Consider the following 21,253-nt stretch of genomic DNA (forward strand, 5'->3'; position numbering starts at 1 on the left):
GCAGATTTTGTGTGCGCTTTGTCCCAGCGTAGGATGAAGTTCACGAGAGCGACAGACCTTGATTGCGCACTAGAACGCAGCTCGCTCTCAACCCTGAAAAGGTCGTTTTATGACGAAATGGCTGCTAGCTGCCGGTGTATTGATGCCGCTTTACAGCGCTCAGGCTACACAGGATCCGGAAGCTGTGTACAACCGTGTTTGTGGTGCCTGTCATTCCGGCCAACTCCCCATGGCGCCGAAAAAAGGCGATCAGGAAGCTTGGACGCCGAGGTTGGCGAAAGGTATGGAGACGCTGGTGCAACACGTGACCCAGGGTTTCAAGGCGATGCCGCCGCGTGGTTTGTGCATGGACTGCAGTGCCGAGGATTACCAAGCCATCATCCTTTGGATGAGCGAGTAAGCCCGGTCCATAACTCTTAACCCTTAGCCGTAGTTGGATTAGCTGATGAAGAAATTGATCGTGAGTCTGCTGTTGATCGTGGGCATCTCCGGCATGGCCCATGCTGCAGGTGAGGCAGTACAACCGGGTGATGCAAAAGCCGGCCAGGCCAAAGCCGCCGTCTGTGGCGCCTGCCACGGTCCGGATGGCAACAGCATGGCGCCAAACTTTCCGAAACTGGCAGGTCAGGGTGAACGCTACCTGACCAAGCAATTGCACGACATCAAGTCGGGCAAGCGCACCGTTCTGGAAATGACCGGCCTGCTGACCAACCTGAGCGATCAGGACCTGGCGGACATCGCCGCCTACTTCGCCAGCCAGAAAGGCAGCGTCGGTGCCGCCGATCCGAAGATCGTCGCTCGGGGTGAGGCCTTGTTCCGTGGTGGTGACTTGGCCAAGGGTCTGCCAGCCTGCACCGGTTGCCACTCGCCAAATGGCGCAGGTAACGCGGCTGCCGGTTTCCCGCACCTGGGTGGACAGCACGCTCAATACGTCGGCAAGCAACTGGTCGATTTCCGCAAGGAAGAAGGTGGCCGCACCAACGACGGCGATACCAAACCGATGCAGAGCATTGCCAAGAAGCTGAGCGACGAAGACATCGCCGCGGTGTCCAGCTACATTCAAGGCCTGCACTAAGGCCGGTGGATCGGGCGTTGAACGGTGTGCTGATCGCCTGCAACGTTAACGTTCGATTAATCCGTCTCGGCAAGTATAAAAAGGGTGGCCTTGGCCGCCCTTTTTTGTGGCCGCTGCCGTTACACTACAGAACTCAAGCCCGCCAGGATCTGTCTGAAAACTATCGCGCGCGGCGAAAAAATTTGTCCAGGAGTAAAGCATGCGTAATCTGATCATCAGTGCCGTTTTTGCCGCTGCCAGCCTGTTTGGCATGACTGCCCAGGCTGCCGAAGCCCCAGCCGCCCCTTATGTCGAGCTGGCCAATCCGGTTCCGGTTGCCGTGCCTGGCAAGATCGAAGTGGTGGAGCTGTTCTGGTACGGCTGCCCGCATTGCTATCATTTTGAACCGACAATCAATCCTTGGGCTGAAAAGCTGCCATCCGATGTGAATTTCAAGCGTATTCCGGCCATGTTCGGCGGAGCTTGGGATGCTCATGGCCAAATGTTCTTGACCCTTGAGTCCATGGGTGCTGAGCATAAGGTTCATGCTGCGGTATTCGACGCGATCCAGAACAAAAAAATGAAGCTGATCGACAAGAATGACATGGCTGACTTCCTGGCTACCCAGGGCGTAGACAAGGATAAATTCCTGGCCACCTTCGACTCTTTTGCTATCAAGGGTCAGGTTGTTCAAGCCCGAGAACTGGCCAAGAAGTATGAAATCTCCGGCGTTCCAACCCTGGTCGTCAACGGCAAGTATCGCTTCGACGTGGGTTCTGCCGGCGGCGCCGAACAGGCCCTGCAACTGGCCGACAAACTGATTGACAAAGAGCGAGCGGCTAACAAGGCTGCCGCCAACTAAGGGCAGTCACTGCCATGCGCCGATGGGGTACTGAACGCATCGTTGGCCTGCATGATCCACGGGTCAACGAGCATCATCTGGAGTCCACGGGCCTGCCCGCAGACAGCCGTCTGCGCTTGCTCAGTTTCAATATCCAGGTCGGTATCAGTACCGAGCGCTATCGGCATTACCTGACCCGGGGCTGGCAGCATCTGCTGCCGCACACGGGGCGTGCCGATAACCTGCAGAAAATCGGCAATCTGCTGGGCGACTTCGATCTGGTTGCCTTGCAAGAGGCCGATGGCGGCAGCCTGCGATCAGGCTACGTCAATCAGGTCGAACACCTGGCTCAGCTCGGCGCCTTTCCCTACTGGTATCAACAACTCAATCGCAATCTCGGTCGCCTGGCCCAGCACAGCAATGGCGTGCTCAGCCGATTGCGCCCTTGGGCCATTGAAGATCATCCGTTGCCGGGGCCAAAGGGTCGCGGGGCCATTCTGGTACGGTTCGGCGAAGGCCCCGAAGCGCTGGTGGTGGTCATGATGCACCTGGCGTTGGGCGCCCGGGCGCGCAGCCTGCAACTGGCCTACATCCGCGAGTTGATTGGCGACTACAAGCACCAGGTGCTGATGGGGGACATGAACACCCATGCCAGTGACCTGCTGCAACATTCCCCGTTGCGCGATCTCGGCCTGCTCGCGCCGCAGCTGGAAGCGACGTTTCCCAGCTGGCGCCCACAGCGCTGCCTGGACCATATCCTGCTGAGCCCAAGCCTGACCCTGGAAAAGGTTGAGGTGCTGGCACAGCCCATTTCCGATCACCTGCCGGTCGCGGTAGAGATTCGTTTGCCGGGTTCGCTCACGGCCGATGCATTGCCCGCGTTGAGTCCTGCCCCTCGCGGATCCCATGAATGAGCGACGAAGCACAGCGCTGGAAAGAGAAATACCTCAAAAGCATCGAACAACAGGAAAAGCTCGAACGTCGCTGGGACGCGCGGCTCGACTTGTTGCGTCGTGGGCTGGTGCGCAGCACCCTGGCAGCGGAAGGTACAGACCGCGCCGTTGACCAATGCATGAAGGAAATGCGCGAAGTCGTGCGCACCGATGACATGGACGCCGGCTTGGCTGCGCTGATTCCACGCCTGGAAAAAGCCGTGCTCGACTCTGAACAGCGTCGGGAAACCCGAGTCAACCAGACCAGCGCCGCCTTGACTGCGCTGGTCACGCAACTGCAAACATTGCCATTGCCACGGGATGTGAGTCGGCCACTCAAGAATTTCGCCAAGCAACTGGATGCGCGGGTCAGTCAGGCGCGCGAGATACCCTTGCTGCTCAGCGAACTGAGTGGCTTGCAGGGCAAGGCCCTGAGCCAGCTGGAGACCCCAACGGAGAATGGCCGGCCGGGCTTGCTGCAGCGGTTGTTCGGCGGTCGTGAAGCGCAGGAGACGGAGGCATCAACGGCCGCTGCTCCTGCGCTGGCTGCCCCTGTAGCCGAGAACCCTGCGGCAAGCTGCGAGGTACCCGCTGTTGAGCGAGTCGAGGACGAGTTTGCGCCGACCGGGTCAACTGGGGTTTTTGCACCTCCGGCTGCGGAGCCTCAACCACTCAGCGCAGCTGTTGCAGAAGTCGAAACGGCCGAGAAATCGACCCCGGAAACCATCGCGATATCACCTGAGTCGCAAGTGAACCCCGACGAGCTAACGGCGCAAGCATCGCCCGATAGCTTGCCCTTACCTCCGATTCCGATGCAGGACGTGGCCGTTGTCGATCAGGCACCATCCGAACACGACATTCTCTACGCACTCCCGGATTCCCCTGAGCCCTCCTACAGCTCGGTGGCCAGCCACATCGAAGACACGTTGCTGGGGCTGCTCGACGATCTGACACTGCCCGAGCGTCATCGTCCACAAGCCGAATCGATGCGCGATCGTCTGAAAAACGGTCTGAACTGGTACGAATTACTGCCGATTCTCGACGACTTCGCCACATTGATGCTGGCCATTACCGACAGCGGCCAGCATGAGTTCGAAGCCTATTTGCAACGACTGAACGAGCGTCTCGAATCGTTCCAGAGCAACTTGCAGGCCGCCACCGCGGGACACGCCGACAACCGTTCGGCTGCGCGACAGATGGACACGCAGATCCGCGAAAAGGTCGATGGCCTGCAAAACAGCATGCAGGAAGCTGCGGACCTGGAAGATCTCAAGCGCTTACTGGAAAGCCATCTCGAAGGCTTGCTGGGCACCATGGACCAGCACCAGAAACAGCGCGATGAGCGCGAGCAGGAGGTCGCTGCGCGCCTGCACAGCCTGGCCGAGCGGGTCGCCCATATGGAGCAGGAGGCCCAGGGTTACCGCGAGCACCTTGAAGAGCAACGACAGAAGGCATTGGTCGACCCGTTGACCGGGCTGCCCAACCGCGCGGCCTGGAGCGAGCGCCTGGGTCATGAAGTCACGCAATGGCAACAACATGGCAACACGCTGTTGCTGGCCATGCTCGACCTCGATCATTTCAAGCGCATCAATGACAACTACGGGCACCTGGCCGGTGACAAAGTGCTGAAAATCATCGCCAGTGTATTGCGCAAGCGACTGCGCGGGACAGATTTCATTGCCCGGTTTGGCGGCGAGGAGTTTGTGCTGTTAATGCCATCCACGGTGCCGGCGGCGGGGCGGAAGATGCTGGAAAGCTTGCGGGCCTCCATTGAAGCCTGTCCATTCCACTTCAAGGGAGAGCCGGTGACCATCACCGTGTCTATCGGAATGACGGCGTTCAGGCCGGGTGAACATAGCGATCAGGCACTTAAAAGAGCCGATCAGGCGCTGTATCGCGCAAAAAATGCTGGCCGGAACCGAGTAGAACCGAGCTGACGGTTATCTGTTCCATTTTGTTTAATTCGATGGGATTGCCGTCCGCCCGCAAGGCATTACGTTACACTGTTGCATTCTTGTCTTGCGTGTACTGCCTTTCGCCATGAAATATTTTGCTCTGATCTTATCGCTGATTGTACTTGCCGGCTGTGCCAGCGGTCCCCGTTTCGACACCAGCCACTCTTCGGCCAATTACGACAGCCGCGTGCAATTTGTGGTGGTGCATTACACCAATGCCTCGCTGGAGCGTTCGTTGCAATTGCTGACCCACGGTGAAGTCAGCAGCCATTACCTGATTGGCGACGACAAGGGCGCCACCATCTACAAGCTGATGGATGAAAATGTGCGGGCCTGGCACGCCGGGGAGAGCGAGTGGAATGGCCGCACTTGGCTGAACTCCAGTTCCATCGGTATCGAAATCGTCAACCCGGGCTTCGAGGACACCCCGACCGGACGCGTGTGGTATCCCTACACCGAAGACCAGGTTCAGTCATTGATCGTGTTGCTCAAGGACATTAGCAAGCGTCACGGCATACAACCTCGCGAGATCATTGGCCATAGTGATATTGCACCCTTGCGCAAGCTTGACCCGGGGCCGCTGTTCCCCTGGAAGCGTCTGGCTGCCGAAGGCTTGGGCATCTGGCCGAATGAACAGTCGGTGGCGCGCCAGCAAATGTTGTTCGCCGAGCAGTTGCCGAGCATCAGTTGGTTTCAGGCGCAGTTGGCTCGCCTGGGCTATGCCTCGCCACGGACCGGCGAGCTCGATGTCGCGACACGACATGTGATAGCGGCATTTCAGATGCATTTCCGTCCGGCGCGTTTCGATGGCACACCGGATGCGCAAACCGCCGCGCTACTGTTGGTGTTGAACCAGACAAAATAATGACGCCCGCCCGACGGTCAGGGCTTTTTTTCAATCAGCAGCTATAACTCATTGGTAATCCATCGGATATTACACAATGACCGCTGCTCGAGAGACCTTCCGTAGTTGGTTCCATCGCCCCTGGTTCCTGGGGCTGATGTCTACTGTCTTGAGCGCAACGTTATTGATGGCCGGCAGCCTGTTCGTCGCCATACACCAGGTCGAGCAAAGCGAAAGCGAAGAAATGAATGCTCAGGGCGAACGCTTCCTCGCCCGCCTCGAACAGCTCTTCGGGCAGCTGCGTGAAAGCCTTGATGACCTTGAAGCGCAACCGTTGCGCGGCTGCGATGCTGAAATGATCGCGACCTTGCAACAGGTTACGTTCAATTATCGCTTCGTCTACGAAGCAGCCTACATGGACTCTTCACGAATCTGCTCCAATCGCCCTCGTCAGGAAGGGCTGTCGTTGAGTCGATCACCAGACATCAAAGGCCCGACTTACAGCTATTGGCTCAACACCACCACCGAACCCGACGAGAACCGCGCCGCGCTGATGCTCGGGCGCGGGAATTTCCGGGTGGCGACCTCTCGCGGGCATTTGACCGATATGGTCGACCTGTCGCCGGGCAGCAGCCTGTTGGTAGTCCTGGACCATGGCGCGCGCGCGATTCCGGTGCTGGGTGCTTCTCAGGTCTGGCCGCCGGCTGAAGTCTGGCCACCGATTAACCGTGATGCGCTGCAGATCACCCAGACACGTCTGATATACCGGATGCCCACCGACAACCCGGAGTATCAATTGGTGTTGATCAGCCCGCGTACCGGAATGCATATCCCGGCAGTCTGGTGGTGGCTACTACCGGCCAGCCTCGCGCTGGGCATATGCGTTGGGTTCCTGGTGTTTTTGCTGGTACGCCAACGCCAGTCACTGGATGCCGAGCTGACCGGCGCGATTCGCCGTGGCGAGTTGCAGGTGCTGTATCAACCAATTTTCGACCTCGATAGCCGCAACTGTGTCGGGGCTGAAGCGCTGCTGCGCTGGCGCAGGCCAGACGGTACTCTGACCAGTCCCGATCTGTTCATTCCGATGGCGGAGAACACCGGGCAGATTCGCCAGATGACGGACTTCGTCTTGCAGCGCCTGCTCGAGCAACTAGGCCAGTTGCTGCGTGCGAACCCGCAGCTGTACATCTCGGTCAATCTCGCGGCGTGTGATGTGATGGTTCCGCGGATTGGCCAGGTGATGGCGCGCCTGCTGACCCTGCATCGCGTCGCTGCGCGACAAATTGCTTTTGAAGTCACTGAGCGCGGGCTGGTCGATGTGGTGGTGGCCCGGGAAAACCTGCAAGCGCTAAGGGATGTCGGGCATCAGGTGTTGATCGATGATTTTGGCACCGGCTATTGCAGTCTCGCCTATTTGCAAACCCTGCCGGTCGATTGCCTGAAAATCGACAAGGCGTTCATTGATGCGCTGGGCCATGACGCCGCCAGCAGCGGTGTGGCCCCGCATATCATTCATATGGCCCAGTCGCTGCACCTGAAGGTGATTGCCGAGGGCATTGAACATGAGGCCCAGGCCGCATTCCTGTGCAGTGAAGGCGTAAAGTTCGGTCAGGGCTGGCTGTTCGCCCGCGCGTTGAGCGCAGTGCAGTTCACTGAGTTGATTACCCGGGGGCGTCGTCGGGCCGGCCGGCGCCTGGATGACGAAGCGTGAGGGTGACTTAAACGGTCAGCGTCATGTAGAACTGAGTACCTTGCCCCGGCCGCGAGTAGACACCAATCCGTCCGCCATGCAATTGCACGATTTCCTTGCACAAGGCCAGGCCGAGCCCGGCCCCGCCCTTCTTGCGTCCAACCTGCACGAAGGGCTCGAAGATCCGTCCCTGCTGACCGTAGGCAATACCTTCGCCGTTGTCCTCGACACTGATGATGACCCGGTCACCGTGACGCCGGGCCTGTAAGCGTATCCGCCCGCCGGAGCCAGTGTGACGCAAGGCGTTGTCGAGCAAATTGTCGAGTACCCGCTCCAGTTGTGGCTGGTCGGCCTGCAGCCGCGGCAAAGGCCCCTGCAGTTCCACCAGCAGATTGATTTCCTTCTCTTCGGCCGATGTGGCAAAACGTGACCGAGCCTGTTCCAGTAACGCCTCGATGGAACACGGCGTCAGGGTGAGTTTCTGCAAGCCGTTCTGGTAACGGGAGAAATTCAGCAGGTCATTGATCAACTGCATCAGCCGCTGCATCTCTTCGTTCACGGTATCGAGCAGGTCGGCTTCCCGGGAATCCGGGGCAAAGTGAGCGCGCTCACGGAACAATCCGAAGGCCATGTGCATGCCGGTGACCGGTGTGCGCAATTCATGGGAGGCTCGCAATACGAATTCGCTGCGTACCCGTTCGAACGCTCGTTGCTCCGTGACGTCATGCAGCACCATCACGGCACCCAGAATATGGCCCTGGGTATGGCTGACCGGGGTCAGGCTGTAGGTCAGCAGTCTCGACTCACCATCAACTTCGACACTCAAGTCTTCCGGCGCCCGCTCCAGCGTGCCGCCGCGTAGCACCAGTTGCAGTTGCTCGTCGAGCTCGGGGCGCTCCAGCGCCGAACCCAACCCCTGACCCAGACGATCGGACTCCCAGCCCAACTGACGCTGGGCTACAGGGTTAAGGTGTTCCAGATGGCCCTGACGGTCGATCATCAGCAGTCCGTCGTCGATGCTGTCGAGCACGGCCTGCAAGCGCTGCTGACCGGCCAGAAGCTCATCTACGTTGGTGGCCTGATGTTCACGCAGCGCCTGGGCCATGATCCCGAAACGGCGGGTCAGCTGGTTCAGTTCCACCGCCGAAGAAATCGGCAGGGTGACATCGAAATTGCCTTGGCCGATATTGTCCGCCGCCTTGGCCAAGGCCTCGATGGGCTCTCCGAAACGCCGGGCGATGGCTTGTGCGGTCACGAAGCCGATGATCAGCACCGCCAGCCCCACCAGGCCAAGCAATCCGGCAAATAGCAGCGCCTGCTCCCGGGCCTGGCGCTCGGTATCGCTGATGTTATCAAGCGCGCGCTTGTGCTCGGCGATCAGGCCATTACGTAGCGCATTGAATTTTTCCGTCAGGTTATCGTTGCTGCTGAGCACCTTTGACGGGTCCGGGGACGCTTCATAAGCCTGGATAAAGCGCTCGTAGTCGGCCTTGGCTTTTCTGAAACCGTGCTCACTTGCGGTTTCCTCCGGTTCCTGGGCGATGCCCTCCTCCAGCAGTTCGAAATAACGCTGCTTCGAGGCGGCGAAAGCGGCAGAGTCAGGTTTCTCGCTGAGCATGATGATCAGTTGATCACCCAGGGTCTGACGCAGCTTGAGCCCCAGGTCCAGGGTGATGAAGCTACTGCGGATCAGTGCTTCCTGGCTGCCGGCCATCTGCATCACGCTGACCAGCCCGAGCAAGAGCCCAAGCAATGCGACGGTGATCAGTGCAGAGATGCTCAGGAAAAGCCGGGTCCGCAATTTCATCGCCAGTTTCATCGGCGATTGCTCACAAGTTGTACTGCTTGCGTTTGCGGTATAGCGTCGAGGCGTCGATGCCCAGGGTTTTCGCCGCTTGATCCAGGGTATCGGCGGTGGCGAGGACCGCACCGATGTGGGCCTTCTCCAGCTCATCCAGGCTCAGTGCCGCGCCGATGCGAGGTGCATTGTTGACCGGGGTCTCAGCCATGCCCAGATGACTGATCTCGACCCGCTCCTGCGGACAGATGATGCTCGCCCGTTCGATCACGTTGCGCAGTTCACGGATGTTACCCGGCCAGCGATAGCCCAGCAGTGCTTCCCGGGCCTCGTCGCTGAAGACGCGCGCGGGACGGGCGTACTCCTTGACGAAGCGTGCCAGGAAACGGTCGGCCAGGTTGAGAATATCTTCTCGGCGTTCGCGTAGCGGTGGCAGGTGCAAAGTAATGACATTCAGGCGATAGAGCAGGTCTTCACGGAAACGACCGTCGCGCACCATGTCCTCAAGGTTGAGGTTGGTGGCTGCAAGGATGCGCACATCGGCACGGCGGGTCACCGGATCACCGACGCGCTCATATTCCTTGTCCTGAATAAAACGCAGCAACTTCGGCTGCAATGTCAGGGGAAAGTCGCCGATCTCGTCGAGAAATAGCGTTCCGCCGTCAGCTTGGTTGACTCGGCCCAAGGTGCTTTCGCTGGCGCCGGTGAAGGCGCCGCGGCTGTGGCCGAAGAGTTCGCTTTCCATGAGCTCGGCGGTCAGCGATGGGCAGTTGATCGTGACGCAGGATTTCTTCGCGCGTTTGCTCCAGCCGTGAATGGCTTGGGACAGTTCGCCCTTGCCGGTACCTGATTCACCCAGAATCAGGATATTGGCATCGGTCGTGGCAACCTGGCGGGCGGTTTCGAGTACCACTTTCATGGCCGGACTGTGGGAGTCCAGACCATCCATGGGCTTGCGTACCTCGCCTTCTAGGGCTTCCAGTCGCGCCGACAATTGCCGCACTTCCAGTTGCTTGGCGGTTGCCAGCCGCAATTGATCGGGGCTGCACGGTTTGACTAGATAGTCGGCGGCGCCAGCCTGTATCGCATCCACCGCCGTGTCGACGGCAGAGTGCGCAGTGACGATCACCACCCGCATCCAGGGTGCCTGGATACGCATCTGGGCCAGCACATCGAGGCCGTTGTCTTCACCCAGGCGCAAGTCGAGGAAGCACAGGTCGAAGACCTGTCGTTGCAACAGGGCTTCTGCCTGCGCGGCGCTGGTGGCGGTGGCCACGCTGTAGCCTTCGTCTTCGAGGCAATAACGGAAAGTACGCAGGATGGCGGATTCGTCATCCACCAGCAGAATGCGGCCTTGATGCTCAGTGGCGGATTCCATTTTCCTACGCTCCTTAATGAATGATCTTAATTTAGTCCCGGAGAAATCGGGCAAGTTGCATGATTGATTCTGAGCCATTCCTGTCATGGCAGGGTAGCTCTCATCCAATGCATTGGTTAGCCACCTGATTTTGCGGGTCCTTTAATAGATACCCGGTTTCTGACAGCGGCCAGCGTGAATTTCTGACCTGCGCACCCTCCTCTCAATTCAAAAAATTTACGCCTTCCTTCAAACCAGTCGTGCAATACGCACGACTGCACAAGGGGCATCGTGCAGGATGCGCGCGAAGTGGTTTCTTTGTTGTTCGTAACATATTGATATTAAAGGAAATTAGTTCTAATCAAAGCTGGCATGCGCTCTGCAATCTTCTGGTTAACCAAGGCATTCAAAAACAAGCGCCCGCTATCGAATACCGCCACCCCAGTGGCAGGAGATCCAGGATGAACCGTCAACGTGTCGCCAACCTGCACCTCTCGCCTGTGTATATCCAGCAAGGACTGTTTGCGGTTCTGGCGCTGTTGATCACCCTGATCGGTGGCCAGCAGTTTCTGCGCTGGGAGCAGAGCCGGCAGCCGGAAGTGCCATTCCTGTCGATTCCGCATCCGGTCCAAACCCATTTCAGCGCTGTCAGCAGCAGTCAGGCCGATAGCCCACCGATGCGCATGATGGATGTCGACCAGGCCGGGCCTGTGGGTGAGATACGTCATCAAGAGCGTTGGGTGTTCTAGGCAAAACTTCCGCCGCACCCCATGCGCCGGGAAACGCAGCACCTTTAAACAGAAGCGTAAGGAGAATCACCATGTTGAGCTGGGCAATCACATTCCTGATCATTGCCATCATCGCCGCGGTACTGGGCTTCGGTGGTATCGCGGGCACCGCCACGGGTATCGCCAAGATTCTGTTTGTCGTGTTCCTGGTGATGTTCATTGCCTCCTTCTTCTTTGGCCGTCGCGGTCGAGGCTGATATGAGAGCGTTGTTCAAGACACTGGCAGCCGCCCTGCTGTTGGGCGGTAGTGCCATGGCATGCGGGCTGGCGTTTTCCCGACATGCCTGAGGCCCCATTCAGGGCCTGCTGATAGAACAGAATTTGTACACGAAGGAGGCCAGCGCCTCTTTCTACCTGCGCCACCTGAGGAAGGCCGGCGCATGACCAAGGGGTCGGGACGTTCTGCCTGTTTCAGGGGCGGAGTGACCTACGGGTACAGGGGGTACCTGCGCAAGGGCCGGGTCAGGAAAAGCTGCTGCGCAAGTTCGTTGGACCGCCAAGGCTCGACGGACTTGCCAAGGGCTTGATCAAGCAACATATTGAAATAGAGCGCTCGTCTCGATTTCATCAGTGTTATCCCGTCCTTCTCCGTGTTACGTCGGAAAATACTTTTCCCGGTGTTTCATCTGCGACCGTATATCGAGAAAAATCACCTTTCTTTGGCCGCGATTTTTCCCTTTGTCCTGCGCGATTTTGCTCAAAAATCAACGTTCGGCCACTGCTCGAAAAATATTCAATCTGCTCTGTGATGGCCGGTTCACGGCACTTATGCCTGCCGAAATGTCGTATTCGAACCGGTTGGGACGCGCGTTTCGGTAAAAAAACCTCATGCCGATTCGGCATGGGGTAGGCGTTTACGGCATTAGACGGCGCTTCCTTGCATCGGAATAGTTGCGCCTTTTTTCGCCTGCCAGAGAGCCGTAAACACGCGCTTCGGGGCACCTTATACGGGGGGCAGATGCACTGGACTTTTTCGCCACAAGCGTTCCAGTTCGCGCATCTCCCTGAGTCAAACAACAAGTAAGGGTAAAGATATGAAGAAGGCAAAGCTTAGCCTCGCCTGGCAGATCCTCATCGGTCTGGTATTGGGGATTGCAATCGGTGCGCTGCTCAACCATTTCAGTGCCGAAAAAGCCTGGTGGATCAGCAACGTCCTGCAACCGGCAGGCGATATCTTTATCCGTCTGATCAAGATGATCGTGATCCCGATCGTCATTTCCTCTTTGATCGTCGGCATTGCCGGCGTCGGTGATGCCAAGAAGCTGGGGCGCATCGGCTTCAAGACCATCATCTACTTCGAGATCGTCACCACCATCGCCATCGTGGTCGGCCTGCTGCTGGCCAACCTGTTCCATCCGGGTGCCGGCATCGACATGAGCACCCTGGGCACTGTGGACATTTCCAAGTACCAGGCCACAGCGGCCGAGGTTCAGCATGAACACGCGTTCATCGAAACCATCCTCAACCTGATCCCGTCGAACATCTTCGCGGCCATGGTTCGCGGCGAAATGTTGCCGATCATCTTCTTCTCTGTTTTGTTCGGTCTTGGTTTGTCTAGCCTGCAGGCGGATCTGCGCGAGCCGCTCGTGAAGATGTTCCAGGGCGTTTCGGAAAGCATGTTCAAGGTCACTCACATGATCATGAACTACGCCCCGATCGGCGTGTTCGCACTGATCGCGGTGACTGTTGCCAACTTCGGCTTCGCGTCGCTGATACCGCTGGCCAAACTGGTGATCCTGGTTTACGTCGCCATCGCCTTCTTCGCTTTCGTGATCCTGGGCCTGATCGCTCGCCTGTTCGGCTTCTCGGTGATCAAGCTGATGCGCATCTTCAAGGATGAGCTGGTACTGGCCTACTCCACCGCCAGCTCCGAAACCGTGCTGCCGCGCGTGATTGAGAAGATGGAAGCCTACGGCGCGCCGAAAGCCATTTGCAGTTTCGTGGTGCCGACCGGTTACTCGTTCAACCTCGACGGTTCGACTCTGTACCAAAGCATCGCGGCGATCTTTATTGCCCAGCTGTATGGCATCGACCTGTCGATCAGCCAGCAACTGCTGCTGGTACTGACGTTGATGGTCACCTCCAAAGGCATCGCCGGTGTACCGGGTGTGTCCTTCGTGGTACTGCTGGCTACTCTGGGCAGCGTCGGTATTCCTCTGGAAGGCCTGGCGTTCATCGCTGGTGTCGACCGCGTCATGGACATGGCTCGTACCGCACTGAACGTGATTGGCAACGCCCTGGCCGTTCTGGTTATCGCTCGTTGGGAAGGCATGTACGACGACGCCAAGGGCCAGCGCTACTGGAACTCCCTGCCGCACTGGCGCAGCAAGGAAAAACTGCCGGCGGGTGAAACCTCCAGCAATTGATGCAAAACCTGTGGGAGCGAGCTTGCTCGCGATGGTGGCAGGAGCACCGGACTTATCCAGAATGCCCGCATCATCATTGACGTCCATCGCGAGCAAGTTCGCTCCTACAACAAACCCCGGAGAAATCCGGGGTTTGTCGTTTCTGGCTACCCCGCTATCATTCGCGGATCTTTTGGGGGGATTTGACTGATGCTCAATGGCCTGTGGCTTGGCTTCTTCATCGTGGCAGCTATATCGGCGCTGGCCCAGTGGCTGATCGGTGGCAACGCCGGGATATTCGCGGCGATGGTGGAAAGCATTTTTGCCATGGCCAAGCTGTCGGTCGAAGTCATGGTGCTTCTGTTCGGCACCCTGACCCTCTGGCTGGGTTTTTTGCGTATTGCCGAGAAAGCCGGGATCGTCGAATGGCTGGCAAGGGTCCTGGGGCCACTGTTTTTGCGCCTGATGCCTGAAGTCCCGCCAGGTCATCCAGCCATCGGCCTGATCACCCTTAACTTCGCGGCCAACGGCTTGGGCCTGGACAACGCCGCCACACCGATCGGCCTCAAGGCCATGAAGGCACTGCAAGAACTCAATCCCAGCGCTACCGTCGCCAGCAATGCACAGATCCTGTTCCTGGTGCTCAACGCCTCCTCGCTGACCCTGCTGCCGGTGACCATCTTCATGTATCGCGCCCAGCAAGGCGCGCCGGACCCAACGCTGGTGTTCCTGCCGATTCTGCTGGCGACCAGTTGCTCGACCATTGTCGGCTTCCTGTCGGTGGCGTTCATGCAGCGCCTGCGCGTCTGGGACCCCGTGGTGCTGGCCTACCTGATTCCCGGCGCCCTCGCCCTCGGTGGCTTCATGGCGTTGCTGGCGACCCTTTCGGCGACCGCTCTGGCCGGCCTGTCATCGATCCTCGGTAACTTGACGCTGTTTGGCCTGATCATGCTGTTTTTAGTGATCGGCGCGCTGCGCCAAGTGAAGGTCTACGAGGCCTTCATTGAAGGTGCCAAAGAGGGTTTCGATGTCGCCAAGAACTTGCTGCCCTACCTGGTGGCGATGCTTTGCGCGGTGGGTGTCCTGCGGGCATCCGGGGCACTGGACTTCGGTCTGGACGGGATCCGTCATCTGGTGGAATGGGCCGGTTGGGACACGCGTTTCGTCGATGCGCTGCCGACGGCGATGGTCAAACCCTTCTCGGGTAGCGCCGCCCGGGCGATGCTGATTGAAACCATGAAGACCTCGGGCGTGGACAGCTTCCCGGCGCTGGTGGCAGCAACAATCCAGGGCAGTACCGAAACGACGTTCTATGTGCTGGCGGTGTACTTCGGTGCCGTGGGCATCCAACGCGCACGCCATGCGGTTGGCTGCGCATTGCTGGCGGAGCTTGCCGGGGTGCTGGGTGCTATCGGGGTTTGCTACTGGTTCTTTGGTTGATCGGCCCCGCCAGCCAACACTTTCAGCGCGGCCTTGCGCTCACCCGTCGGCAAGGCGCCGAGCTTTTCCACGGCGGTGTAAAATTTGAGCCAGTCGCCACCCTCCTGATGGAACAGCGCGGCAAAAGCCGGCACCCATTGGTCGTACAAGCCAAACGGCAATAACCGGGCGTTGTTCATGGGGGCATGGATCCACGCGTCGTAGCGTTTGTCTGCGGCCCACTGACTGTCACGCAATTGGCGGTATTCGCTGCGCAAGCGATCGAACTCGGCCGCCTTGCGCTGGCGCATTTGTTCGGTTGGCAACGGCAAGGTGTAGAGCTTTTCCAGTCGGGTGCGGGTCTTGAGTACCAACTCAGTGAACTGCTCGCGCTGACGTGCCTGCGCATTGTTATCCGGTGGCATGTGGCGGTAGGCGCGCCATTGTCGAGTACCTTCCTGCTCGACGAAAGTGGCGAAGGATTCGTTGAACTCCGTGTCGTCCTTCACATAGAAACGCTGATGGGCGAGCTCGTGAAAGATCAGCGTGGCCAGTCGCTCATCGCTCCAGCCCACCATCGAACTGATGATCGGGTCGTTGAACCAGCCAAGTGTCGAATAGGCCTCGACGCCGCCAATCGACACATCCATGCCTTGCAAACGTTGCAAAGCCGCTTCGCCGCGGGCTGCGCTCTGGCTGTAGTAACCGCGATAAGCAACACAACCGGCGATGGGGAAGCAGTGGTTTACGGGCTTGAGGGAAAATTCCGGTGTGGCGAAGACATTCCAGACGACGAAGGGACGCCCAATGTCCGCGTACAGGCGGTAGCTCTGGTTATCCGGCAGGTGCAATTGCTGGCTGGCGAAGGTTCGGGCCTTTTGCGATTGTTCCAGGTGTGTGCGCAGTTTTTGATCGCGCGCCGGGTCGGCAATCACGCTGGAAACAGGCTCCCTCGCCCGCAGCAACTGCAGTTGGCCGCTGGCCAGTTGGCTGTAATAGCTGGTGCTGGTGCAGCCGTTGAGCAACAAAAACAGCAGGCTCGGAAACAAAACGCGAAAAACGCGATCAAGTAACCCAAGGCTAGGAAGCGGCCTGATCACAATAATTCTTCCTTGGAGAGTCTTTCCACAAGACTATCCCGCCAGACTGGAGCTCCGCTATGCGCATGTTGATACTGTCAGGAGGCCTGCTGATGCTGGCCGGCTGTGCTGGTTTCGGAATACCCCACCATGATCCTGCACAAGCCTGGATCGACCTTGATTCGACGCAGGAAGATACGGCGCTGCAGGCGCTGGAGGTCGATGACAAAATCACCGACGATAAACGCTATTTCCAGGTTCATCCCGGTAGCCATGAGTTGACGGTCCGTTACCAATTCGCGGTCCAGCCCACCAATATCGGCCCGGACGCCGAGCCGTTGTGGCGCGATTGTCAGTTGAGCGTGAAATTCAGCGACTTCAACGCGGGTGAGCGTTATCAACTACAGGCGGGGAACATCGGTTTTCGGCCTTGGGCGAGACTCTACGATCAACAGCGCAAAGTGATTGGCCAAGGCACACCGGCGGGCTGTCAACACACCTGATCGGCGTTATGCTGGATGCATATCCCTTGGGACATCCATCATGCGCAGGTTGATGCTGTTACTCTCCGTCGGTGTTGTCGCGGGCTGCCAAAGCCCGATGCCGACACCTAATCCACAAATGGCCTGGGTAGAGTTTTCGACGCCCTTCCCCAACGACAAGTTGTTGATGGCCGAACGACTGGATAAACAACGCCTGCGCGACGGGCGTTTTTTCGAGGTCACGCCGGGCCGCCATGAACTGATTGTGCGTTTCGATTTTGAAGTACCCGGTGGCGGATTAGGGATGATGGGCGGCCCCTCGGAACGGCTGTGCTACCTGACCATCAATTACGATCATTTCGAAGCCGGCCAGCGTTACGTGCTCGAAGGCCGTTCCATTGCATTTACCCCCGGTGCCCGGTTGTACAACGCCAAGCGTGAAATCGTTGCTGAGGACCGGGAATCCTACTGCCTGATGTGAGCGGTTAGCGGTCGTTTTTCTGGTAGATGATTTTCTTGGTGCCGTTTTCGCACGAGCCCACCACCATGTTCTGGTCATGGACCTCGTCGTTGGTGACGATTTCAAGCGTGTAGGAAGATACGCCGCGGGCCTGGATCTTGGCTTCGATCTCGGCCTTGAGTTCTTCGCAGGGTTTCGGTGCCGCCAAGGCCGAAGTGGCAAGTGCGCAACAGATAACCGCCAAGGCAAAACGTCTCATGGTTGAAGCTCCTTTGAGGCAGCACGCACAATCGTGTTTTTCGCTGCTGTCATTTATTCGACCACAGTTTTAGCGGGCGAGTCTGTGGTGACGCAAAAAAGATCGCAACCTTGAGCACCTTTTGCCAAATGATCCCGGCAGGTTGCGCAAGGCAGCGATCTTTTCGTTTCAATTAGAATCTAGCCGACCAATGTTGCCTCCAGGCTGATCTTCGCATTCAGCACTTTGGATACCGGGCAGCCCTCTTTGGCCTTGTTGCTGAGTTCTTCGAACTGCGCCTGCGTCGCCCCGGGGATTTTCGCTTTCAGAATCAATTTCACTGCGGTGATCGCAAAACCGCCGTCCACTTGATCCAGAGTGACTTCTGCCTGGGTGTCGATTCTATCGGCCTTCAGGCCGGCATCACCGAGAATCATGGAAAACGCCATGGAGAAACAGCCGGCGTGGGCCGCACCGATCAACTCTTCCGGGTTGGTGCCCCGGCCGCCCTCGAAGCGCGCCTTGAAGCCATAGGGAGCTTCCCGGAGCACGCCGGTTTCAGTGGAAATCGAGCCGATGCCGGTTTTCAGATCACCTTCCCAATGGGCCGATGCTTTCTTAACGATAGCCATGCCTGTCTCCTCAAGATTGGCGCGAAACGTCGCGCCTTCGTGGTTTTCAATTGCCAGGGTTGTGAGGATAGACAGTGGCGCAAAGTTCATCTCGCCCGATCAGTCTGCTTTTTTCGCGGGATTTTTTACCGGGCTATTGAAACTCGGGTATATGCCCACATTGCATGAGTACGCTTTTGGATTCGGCAGGTTTGCGCTCGCAAGAACAAACCTGCGCCCTCAATTGGAGAAGCAGGTTTATGAAACGACTGTCCGATATCAAGTTCTCGACCCTCGATCTGGTGCCCGTTCGCGAGAACGGCAGCGCGGCCCAATCGCTGCGCAACTCGCTGGACTTGGCGCAACATGTCGAGAAGTTCGGTTACAACCGCTTCTGGGTAGCTGAGCACCACAACATGGATGGAATCGCCAGTTCCGCGACGTCGGTGCTACTCGGTTACCTGGCCGGTGGCACGTCGACCATTCGAGTCGGTTCGGGCGGGGTAATGTTGCCCAACCACGCACCGTTGGTGATCGCCGAACAGTTCGGCACCCTGGAAAGCCTTTATCCGGGCCGGATCGATCTGGGCTTGGGGCGTGCTCCCGGTTCCGACCAGATGACCGCACGCGCACTGCGCCGCGAACGCTCCGGCAGCGCTGACGATTTCCCGGAAGACGTGGCGGAACTGGTGCGCTACCTTGGGCCACGCACCCCGGACCAACGCATCATCGCCATGCCGGGGACTGGGACCAACGTGCCGGTCTGGTTGTTGGGGTCGAGCCTGTTCAGTGCGCAACTGGCCGGTGAGCGCGGTTTGCCCTACGCCTTCGCATCGCATTTCGCACCACGCTACATGCATGAAGCGATTCGGGTCTACCGCAATCACTTCAAGCCGTCAGCCGTTTTGGACAAGCCCTACGTGATGCTCGGCGTGCCATTGGTAGCAGCCGATACCGACGAGCAGGCCGATTTCCTGGCGACCTCGGTGTTCCAGCGGATTCTCGCCCTGATGCGTGGCCAAAGCCTGGTACAGCGTCCGCCAGTGAAAACCATGGACGGCCTGTGGCTGCCCCATGAGAAAGATGCCGTGCACGATTTCCTTGGCCTGGCGATGATCGGCAGCCCACAGAAAATCCGCGCCAAACTCGAGGTCCTGATCGAACGGACCCAGGCTGACGAGCTGATTTTCACCTGTGACCTGTACGAACATTCGGATCGCGTGCATTCCTACGAGTTGCTGGCGCAGGTCATGCGAGGCTGATACTCAAACGGCAGGCTTAAAAAAGCCGACACCGTGGTGTCGGCTTTTTTTCAGGCGGAATTCTGCCTACTTTTTATAGACGATCACTTTGGCACCCGCTTCGCATTTGCCAACAACTTTCCCGCCGGCAGCGGCACCTTTGTCGACAATCTCCAGCGAGTAACCGGATACTCCCTTGGCATCAAGTTTCGCTGCGATTTCGGCTTTCAGCTCTTCGCATGGCTTGCCGCCCGCCAACGCGCTCCCCACAAGGCTCAACAAACCTACTGCCAACATAAACTTCTTCATCGGTTGCATTCCCTGGTCGGATCATAGGGGTAACCAGCCGTGAGCCGGACGCACTCATGTTGTGCTTTGCCATTCCCTATGGCATTCGACCGGCGTGCAAGTTCAGAAGACTAGCCCAAAGTCAGCTGCTGGCAATCCGGAACCCGACTTTCAAGGTCACCTGAAAGTGCGCAGCCTTGCCGTCCCTTATGTGCCCACGGGTCTCGGTCACTTCAAACCATTCCATGTACTTGATGCTTTTGCTGGCTTCGGCCAGCGCGTTGTTGATCGCATCTTCGATACTGCTGGTGGACGAGCCGATCAGCTCGACTTTCTTGTAGGTGTGATGGTCAGACATGGCGTTCTCCTCGGCGTGTGAATTACAGACTAGCAGTGATTTTTTCTATTTCTTCTGTTAGCCGTTCTGAGGGTGAAGTTCAGATTTTCTGCACTTTCTCGAACCCATGAAGTCCCAATCAACACACGCCACTCATCATCAATGCAGGAGAGCCACCATGGCCAACACCTCGTTACGCAAAGCCTCATTGCAAAGCATGGAAGCCGAGATCGAGAGTCTGCTCAAGTCTTTGGAAAGCCTGAAAGACGACGCCTCGGACGAGTCGCGTAAAACCCTCAAGACCTTGAAAAGCAACGCCGAGAATGCTTTGAAGCACTCGCGCCATTTGCTTGGCGACGCCTATGAAGAGGTCAAGGTCAAAACTCGTGAAACCGGGATTGCCACCCGGGACTACGCCCAGGAACATCCTTGGACAACAGCTGGTGTCGCCGTGGGTGCATTAGGCTTGCTGGCTGCTTATCTGTTGTGCAAGCGTGATTAATCCGCGCGACGCAGCTCGTTCTTGAGCCACTGCGCCAGTTGCCGGGCGCGTCCGTCCGCGGCGCGCTTGGGGAGCCACAACGCCAGTTGCGCCGGGGTTTCACTGAAGCCCCAAGGCGCAACCAGGCGGCCTGCCTTCAAGTCCTCCGTCACCAAGGGTTCGGGGGCAATCGCCACGCCCAGACCTGCGACGGCGGCTTCCAGCAAGTAATACAAATGTTCAAATCCCTGACCGTACTTCAGCGCCCTGGCGTCAAGTCCGCGTGGTTGCGCCCAGTTCGGCCAGGCTTGCGGGCGTGACGTGGTGTGCAGCAAGGGTTCGTTCAGCAGTGCAGTTTCCGGCGCTTGCTTGAGCCGTTCATAGCCGGCGAACCGCGGGCTCATGACCGGGCCGATACGTTCGCTGGCCAGCTCAAAAACCTGCATGTCTGCCGGCCAGGGTGGCTCGGCAAATACGAGCAAGGCATCCAGCCCCGGTCTGCGCGGATCCAGATCGCCTTCTCCGGCCGACAGGTGCAAGCGTAAGTCCGGCAGGTCGGCATTGAGTCTCCCCAGTCTTGGGATAAACCAGCGCGCCAGCAGACTTCCAGAGCAACCGAGCACGAATGGCGCATCGGCAGAACTTTGTGTGAGTTCGGCGCAAACGCTGCGCAGGCGCTCGAAGGCTTCGCTGCTGGCGTCACGCAGGCGTAACCCGGCATCTGTGAGTTTCAGGCCGCGACCATCCTTTATGAAAAGGCTTACGCCGAGGTGTTCTTCAAGTAACTTGAGTTGCCGACTGACTGCGCCGTGGGTGACGTGCAGCTGCTCGGCCGCCTGACTGACGCTGTTCAAGCGGGCAGTGGCTTCGAAGGCGCGAAGCGCGTTCAGCGGAGGAAGGTCATGGCTCATTTGATATGTGAGTTTTTCTGACAGGTTGTGGCGATCTTATCGGTTTTCAGGCCGAGGCGTCAGGGGTAGAGTGAAGCCCACTATCTCTTTATGCATCACTTC

General features: G+C 58.3%; 23 protein-coding genes. 15 read left to right on the plus strand and 8 right to left on the minus strand.

Going from position 1 to position 21,253, the window contains the following annotated elements; genetic code table 11:
• Positions 1-109 precede the first annotated feature (109 nt).
• The 7 genes from AC3WTM_RS03595 (at position 110) to AC3WTM_RS03625 (ending at position 7,337) form a co-directional block, all read left to right on the plus strand.
• The gene (locus tag AC3WTM_RS03595) at positions 110-400 is read left to right on the plus strand and encodes a c-type cytochrome (protein WP_008002190.1); all 291 of its coding nucleotides are present in this window, start codon (positions 110-112) and stop codon (positions 398-400) included.
• A gap of 45 nt (positions 401-445) precedes the next feature.
• Positions 446-1,075, plus strand: coding sequence for a c-type cytochrome (locus AC3WTM_RS03600; protein ID WP_102669532.1), 630 nt, complete (start codon positions 446-448; stop codon positions 1,073-1,075).
• 199 nt (positions 1,076-1,274) lie between these two features.
• Complete coding sequence (gene dsbA, locus AC3WTM_RS03605; RefSeq protein ID WP_102669533.1) at positions 1,275-1,916, plus strand: thiol:disulfide interchange protein DsbA; 642 nt, start codon at positions 1,275-1,277, stop codon at positions 1,914-1,916.
• A gap of 14 nt (positions 1,917-1,930) precedes the next feature.
• Positions 1,931-2,809 carry an endonuclease/exonuclease/phosphatase family protein gene (locus AC3WTM_RS03610; protein ID WP_057712592.1) on the plus strand — a complete coding sequence of 293 codons (879 nt, stop codon included), beginning with the start codon at positions 1,931-1,933 and terminating at the stop codon, positions 2,807-2,809.
• Positions 2,806-4,764, plus strand: a complete 1,959-nt coding sequence (locus tag AC3WTM_RS03615; RefSeq protein ID WP_102669534.1) for a GGDEF domain-containing protein — start codon at positions 2,806-2,808, stop codon at positions 4,762-4,764. The genes AC3WTM_RS03610 and AC3WTM_RS03615 overlap by 4 nt, the downstream gene beginning before the upstream one ends.
• Before the next feature lie 103 nt (positions 4,765-4,867).
• Entirely contained in the window at positions 4,868-5,647 is a 780-nt protein-coding gene (locus AC3WTM_RS03620) for an N-acetylmuramoyl-L-alanine amidase (RefSeq protein WP_102669557.1), read from the plus strand.
• A gap of 76 nt (positions 5,648-5,723) precedes the next feature.
• Positions 5,724-7,337: an EAL domain-containing protein gene (locus AC3WTM_RS03625; protein WP_102669535.1), complete on the plus strand. Its 1,614-nt coding sequence runs from the start codon at positions 5,724-5,726 to the stop codon at positions 7,335-7,337.
• A gap of 7 nt (positions 7,338-7,344) precedes the next feature.
• Here the strand turns inward: AC3WTM_RS03625 and AC3WTM_RS03630 are convergent, their stop codons facing one another.
• Both AC3WTM_RS03630 and algB read right to left on the minus strand, forming a co-directional pair.
• A complete protein-coding gene (locus tag AC3WTM_RS03630; RefSeq protein ID WP_102669536.1) occupies positions 7,345-9,135 on the minus strand; it encodes a KinB sensor domain-containing domain in 1,791 nt (596 codons plus the stop codon).
• Between the two features lie 10 nt (positions 9,136-9,145).
• Complete coding sequence (gene algB / locus AC3WTM_RS03635) at positions 9,146-10,492, minus strand: sigma-54-dependent response regulator transcription factor AlgB (RefSeq protein ID WP_057712588.1); 1,347 nt, start codon at positions 10,490-10,492, stop codon at positions 9,146-9,148.
• A gap of 440 nt (positions 10,493-10,932) precedes the next feature.
• Here algB and AC3WTM_RS03640 point away from each other — a divergent pair, with 440 nt between their 5' ends.
• The 4 genes from AC3WTM_RS03640 (at position 10,933) to AC3WTM_RS03655 (ending at position 15,044) form a co-directional block, all read left to right on the plus strand.
• Positions 10,933-11,220, plus strand: coding sequence for a hypothetical protein (locus AC3WTM_RS03640; protein WP_102669537.1), 288 nt, complete (start codon positions 10,933-10,935; stop codon positions 11,218-11,220).
• A 71-nt stretch (positions 11,221-11,291) separates the two neighbouring features.
• Positions 11,292-11,456 carry a DUF1328 domain-containing protein gene (locus tag AC3WTM_RS03645; protein WP_003177151.1) on the plus strand — a complete coding sequence of 55 codons (165 nt, stop codon included), beginning with the start codon at positions 11,292-11,294 and terminating at the stop codon, positions 11,454-11,456.
• 837 nt (positions 11,457-12,293) lie between these two features.
• Entirely contained in the window at positions 12,294-13,625 is a 1,332-nt protein-coding gene (gltP, locus tag AC3WTM_RS03650; RefSeq protein ID WP_057712586.1) for a glutamate/aspartate:proton symporter GltP, read from the plus strand.
• Between the two features lie 189 nt (positions 13,626-13,814).
• Positions 13,815-15,044: a nucleoside recognition domain-containing protein gene (locus AC3WTM_RS03655; protein ID WP_102669538.1), complete on the plus strand. Its 1,230-nt coding sequence runs from the start codon at positions 13,815-13,817 to the stop codon at positions 15,042-15,044.
• On the opposite strand, the gene AC3WTM_RS03660 is transcribed toward AC3WTM_RS03655, so the two are convergent.
• Positions 15,026-16,123 (minus strand): aminopeptidase, encoded by a 1,098-nt coding sequence (locus AC3WTM_RS03660; RefSeq protein ID WP_102669539.1) that lies wholly within the window; start codon positions 16,121-16,123, stop codon positions 15,026-15,028. The two genes, AC3WTM_RS03655 and AC3WTM_RS03660, sit on opposite strands and share 19 nt — an antisense overlap.
• A 59-nt stretch (positions 16,124-16,182) precedes the next feature.
• On the opposite strand from AC3WTM_RS03660, the gene AC3WTM_RS03665 reads away from it, so the two are divergent.
• The gene (locus AC3WTM_RS03665) at positions 16,183-16,605 is read left to right on the plus strand and encodes a PA0061/PA0062 family lipoprotein (RefSeq protein ID WP_102669540.1); all 423 of its coding nucleotides are present in this window, start codon (positions 16,183-16,185) and stop codon (positions 16,603-16,605) included.
• Between the two features lie 40 nt (positions 16,606-16,645).
• On the plus strand, positions 16,646-17,065 hold the full coding sequence (locus AC3WTM_RS03670) for a PA0061/PA0062 family lipoprotein (protein ID WP_102669541.1): 420 nt from the start codon (positions 16,646-16,648) through the stop codon (positions 17,063-17,065).
• 4 nt (positions 17,066-17,069) lie between these two features.
• Here AC3WTM_RS03670 and AC3WTM_RS03675 read toward each other — a convergent pair whose 3' ends face one another.
• Together AC3WTM_RS03675 and AC3WTM_RS03680 are read right to left on the minus strand one after the other, a co-directional pair.
• Positions 17,070-17,303, minus strand: coding sequence for a DUF1161 domain-containing protein (locus AC3WTM_RS03675; RefSeq protein ID WP_102669542.1), 234 nt, complete (start codon positions 17,301-17,303; stop codon positions 17,070-17,072).
• 179 nt (positions 17,304-17,482) lie between these two features.
• Positions 17,483-17,914, minus strand: a complete 432-nt coding sequence (locus AC3WTM_RS03680; RefSeq protein WP_102669558.1) for an OsmC family protein — start codon at positions 17,912-17,914, stop codon at positions 17,483-17,485.
• Between the two features lie 239 nt (positions 17,915-18,153).
• On the opposite strand from AC3WTM_RS03680, the gene AC3WTM_RS03685 reads away from it, so the two are divergent.
• On the plus strand, positions 18,154-19,155 hold the full coding sequence (locus AC3WTM_RS03685; protein WP_102669543.1) for an LLM class flavin-dependent oxidoreductase: 1,002 nt from the start codon (positions 18,154-18,156) through the stop codon (positions 19,153-19,155).
• Between the two features lie 66 nt (positions 19,156-19,221).
• Here the strand turns inward: AC3WTM_RS03685 and AC3WTM_RS03690 are convergent, their stop codons facing one another.
• A complete protein-coding gene (locus AC3WTM_RS03690) occupies positions 19,222-19,443 on the minus strand; it encodes a DUF1161 domain-containing protein (RefSeq protein WP_102669544.1) in 222 nt (73 codons plus the stop codon).
• Positions 19,444-19,564: 121 nt separating this feature from the next.
• Complete coding sequence (locus tag AC3WTM_RS03695; protein WP_008045871.1) at positions 19,565-19,780, minus strand: dodecin; 216 nt, start codon at positions 19,778-19,780, stop codon at positions 19,565-19,567.
• A gap of 157 nt (positions 19,781-19,937) precedes the next feature.
• On the opposite strand from AC3WTM_RS03695, the gene AC3WTM_RS03700 reads away from it, so the two are divergent.
• Positions 19,938-20,261 (plus strand): ElaB/YgaM/YqjD family protein, encoded by a 324-nt coding sequence (locus tag AC3WTM_RS03700; protein WP_057712578.1) that lies wholly within the window; start codon positions 19,938-19,940, stop codon positions 20,259-20,261.
• Here the strand turns inward: AC3WTM_RS03700 and AC3WTM_RS03705 are convergent.
• A complete protein-coding gene (locus AC3WTM_RS03705; protein WP_102669545.1) occupies positions 20,258-21,151 on the minus strand; it encodes a LysR family transcriptional regulator in 894 nt (297 codons plus the stop codon). The two genes, AC3WTM_RS03700 and AC3WTM_RS03705, sit on opposite strands and share 4 nt — an antisense overlap.
• Between the last annotated feature and the right edge of the window lie 102 nt (positions 21,152-21,253).

It is taken from the genome of Pseudomonas sp. EU05-FHT14B02, assembly GCF_058791055.1.